This window comes from Variovorax sp. P4_D9 (assembly GCF_056401695.1).
On sequence record NZ_JBFUIU010000980.1, the window covers coordinates 1 to 3025 of the forward strand.

A 3025-nucleotide genomic window follows, 5' to 3' on the forward strand; every position below is an offset into this window, starting at 1 on the left:
GGCCCGGAGGGCACGATCATCTCGCGGTAGGCCGCGTTGTTCGCCGGCTCGGCCAGCGAGGTGCCGGCGATGTCCTCGGCCTCCATGTGCTCCAGCACGTTCATCTGCGTCGTGTTGACGGTGACCGTGACCTGGTCGGGCTTCGGGTCGAGCTCGGCCAGCATGTGCCGCGTGTCGTCCTTCAGCCACTTCGCGGACGAGCCATCGGTCTCAGGGGCGAAGGAGATCGAGCCGCCCACTTGGATGATCATGTCGGGTACGGCCTTGCGCACGCCGGCRATCAGCTCGTTGAACWTSGARAGGCGCTTGGAGCCCTTGCCGTCGAGCTCGCGCACGTGCAGGTGCAGCACCGTGGCGCCGGCGTTGTAGCAGTCGACCGCCTTCTGCACCTGTTGCTCCATGGTGACCGGGATGTCCTGCGGGAAGTCCGAAGGCACCCACTCGGGGCCGTAGGGCGCGGCGGTGATGACCAGCTTGTCCTGGTTCTCGGGGAACAGCGATCCGTCGAGGAAGTTCATGGTTCGTCCTTCTGTTGCGTGAAAAATGAGTTGAGACGGGGGTGGGTGACGTCAGAACGTCGCTTCGCCGGCGCCCAGGTCGACGTTGGACAGCTCGACGCCGATGGTGCAGGTCAGCTGCTCCACCTCGATCGAGGTCTTCAGCGCTGCGGCCGAAACGACGGCGGGTGCGCCCTGAACCGTGTCTGCCTGGGTTGTTGCGGTCATGATTTGTCTCCTGGGATGCGGTTCGCTTGCCCTTCGCCGGGCCTCGTTGGTGATAAGAGTGGCCGCCTCGGCGACCTCACAGACGAGAGAATAGGGATTGAAGCGCCTTGGAGCCCCCTCCTTGCGGGAGGGTGCCCCCACTTGATGGTGGTCTCGCCGACCTGCTTGGCACGCCCGATCTCCTTGTTGGAGAGCTTGCGCGCCAGCAATTCCAGGACCTCGCGCTCCTCGGGTGTGAGCACCATGCCGCGCGGGGCGGCCGGACGCGGCGCCTCGCGCTCTGGCAGCGGCCGGGCCGGCTGGCCGCGCCGTGCCGGTACGCCTAGTGCTGCTTACACCAGTCGACGCGGCCCTGGCCCTCCAGGACAGCGTACCGGATGACCTAACCTGCACCTGAATGTCAGCTGTGGGCCCACACGAGTCATTCGAGGCTCGTGTTGGAGCCCAAATAGATGCCGACCTTAGGTGCCGCTCGATCGGCCCGGAGCCGGTCGCTCTGTACCGAGGACCGCACGCCGTCGACGCAGGGCTACTTCGCCGAACTGCTGCTTGTGCCAGCGCGAGAAAGCGCTCAGCGCCGAGAAGCCCAGCAGCTCGGCAATCTGCGTCAGCGGGCGCGTCCCGTCGTCGACGTACTGCGCGGCCAGTTCGCGTCGGATGGTGTTCACGAGGTCCGTAAAGGTCGTTCCCTCGCGCAAGAGAAGGCGATGAACGGTTCGCTTGTGGACGCCTAACTGCTGAGCCACCTGGTCGATCGAGCACTGACCCGAAGGCAGCAGTACGAGCAGGATGTGGCGCACGTTGTCGACCGCGCTCATGCGGCCCGAACCGCTCGTGGATCCGAGAATCTGGCGCGCGTAGCGCGCCATCACCGGATCGGCCATCGGATTCGGTGCGTCCATGTCGCGCGTGGTGCAAACGAGCCCGTTGAAGTCCTGTCCGAAGTTGATGGCATAGCCGAAGATTCGGAAGTGCAGGCTCAGGTCGCGCGGCGGCGCGTGCACGAAGCAGACCCGCAGCGGGTTCCATGCGGGTCCGAGAAAGAACTTCAGATTGCGGAATATGACCCCGACCATCAGTTCCGTCGCTTGTCGGGATGAGCCGCCCTGACCGACAAGAAGCTCCTCGCGAATTACCGCAATGCCGTCGGCCTCGTCGAGTTTCAGGAACAGCGATTCGTTGAGCACATGGCTGTAGCGCGTCAGCGCCGTGACGACGCGGCGCACCGTGGGTTCCTCGCGCGCTACCAGCGCCACCGCCCCGAGGTTCGAAAGCTGCCGCGTCTCGGCCATGCGCAAGCCGAAGTTGTCCAGTCCGCTGACGGTCGCCGAGGCCTCGAGCAGGTCCCTCACTGCCCCGCTGGGGATACGCAGATCGGGATCGTGCAGGCAGGCCGGGTTCAGACCCACATCGGCCAGCAGGGCCAACGGGTCGAGCCCGGCCGCACGCGCCACCTCGGGGTAGTTGGTGAGGCTGGCGCTGCGCACGAGATGCGACATGGGGTTAGCCCTAGGTTGTCCTCGTAGGTTAAATGCGTGGCACCGTTGGTCAATCGGCAAATCCCCCAATCGGAACAATCACTCCTCGAACCGGCTGCGACGTGAAGACACCCGCAGCACCAACTTCAGGAGACATCCGATGGAACACGACCAAGCCCAATCACCCACGCCGGTGCTGGCGTCGCGCGGCTATGAGCGGGACACGGCACGCCATTGCCTCGACGGTGCCCACCAGCCGGCCTGAACGCCATGTCGAATTTCAATCACCCCTGCGCCAGCGGGCCAACGTACGTCACTGCCGAATGCGCACAGTGGACCGATGTGCTCGGCGAACAGGACCTGGGCGAGGGCGGGCGCTGGTTCGCACGCCGCGGCGGTCATGAGATCGCGCTGTTCCGCATCGACGGCGCCGTGCACGCGATCGCCGACAGTTGCCCGCATGCCGGCGCGTCGCTCGCGGCGGGCGAACTCGACGGCACCACGATCAAGTGCCCCGCGCACGGCCTGCGCTTTGACCTCGCGACCGGTTGTATGCGCGGCGCGGGCGGCTTCGCCTTGCACACCTACCCGGTTCGCTTCCACCGCGGCMGCGTCGAGGTCGACCTCGGCGCTGCGGCCGACTGACTTCCATTTCAAACCCTTCTACCCGGAGCCCTCCAATGGCCTGTCCTTCAAACTTTCGCGTCGACACCTTGCATGACCATCTCGGTCACGACTTCGGCTGCTCGACCCCTGCGCTGCTCGACCAGCCGCGCATCGACCATTTCGCCCACTGCACGGGCGATGACCAGTGGATCCACG

General features: G+C 65.6%; 4 protein-coding genes and 1 pseudogene. 1 reads left to right on the forward strand and 4 read right to left on the reverse strand.

Going from position 1 to position 3025, the window contains the following annotated elements:
- The 4 genes and pseudogenes from AC1DY5_RS49420 to AC1DY5_RS49435 all read right to left on the reverse strand — a co-directional run.
- The coding region (locus AC1DY5_RS49420; protein ID WP_478121636.1) for a 3-keto-5-aminohexanoate cleavage protein at nucleotides 1-518 on the reverse strand (518 nt) is incomplete at its 3' end.
- Between the two features lie 51 nt (nucleotides 519-569).
- Nucleotides 570-725, reverse strand: a complete 156-nt coding sequence (locus AC1DY5_RS49425; RefSeq protein WP_478121637.1) for a hypothetical protein — start codon at nucleotides 723-725, stop codon at nucleotides 570-572.
- Between the two features lie 137 nt (nucleotides 726-862).
- Nucleotides 863-973 (reverse strand): annotated as a pseudogene (locus tag AC1DY5_RS49430) (LuxR C-terminal-related transcriptional regulator); the annotation flags it as partial.
- Nucleotides 974-1186: 213 nt separating this feature from the next.
- Nucleotides 1187-2224, reverse strand: a complete 1038-nt coding sequence (locus tag AC1DY5_RS49435; RefSeq protein ID WP_478121638.1) for an AraC family transcriptional regulator — start codon at nucleotides 2222-2224, stop codon at nucleotides 1187-1189.
- 249 nt (nucleotides 2225-2473) lie between these two features.
- On the opposite strand from AC1DY5_RS49435, the gene AC1DY5_RS49440 reads away from it, so the two are divergent.
- Nucleotides 2474-2848, forward strand: a complete 375-nt coding sequence (locus AC1DY5_RS49440) for a Rieske (2Fe-2S) protein (protein ID WP_478121639.1) — start codon at nucleotides 2474-2476, stop codon at nucleotides 2846-2848.
- Nucleotides 2849-3025: the final 177 nt, after the last annotated feature.

Excerpts from the sequence above, each read along its gene's own strand:
- AC1DY5_RS49425 (WP_478121637.1), bottom strand. The coding sequence starts at position 725 with ATGACCGCAACAACCCAGGCAGACACGGTTCAGGGCGCACCCGCCGTC.
- AC1DY5_RS49435 (WP_478121638.1), bottom strand. The coding sequence starts at position 2,224 with ATGTCGCATCTCGTGCGCAGCGCCAGCCTCACCAACTACCCCGAGGTG.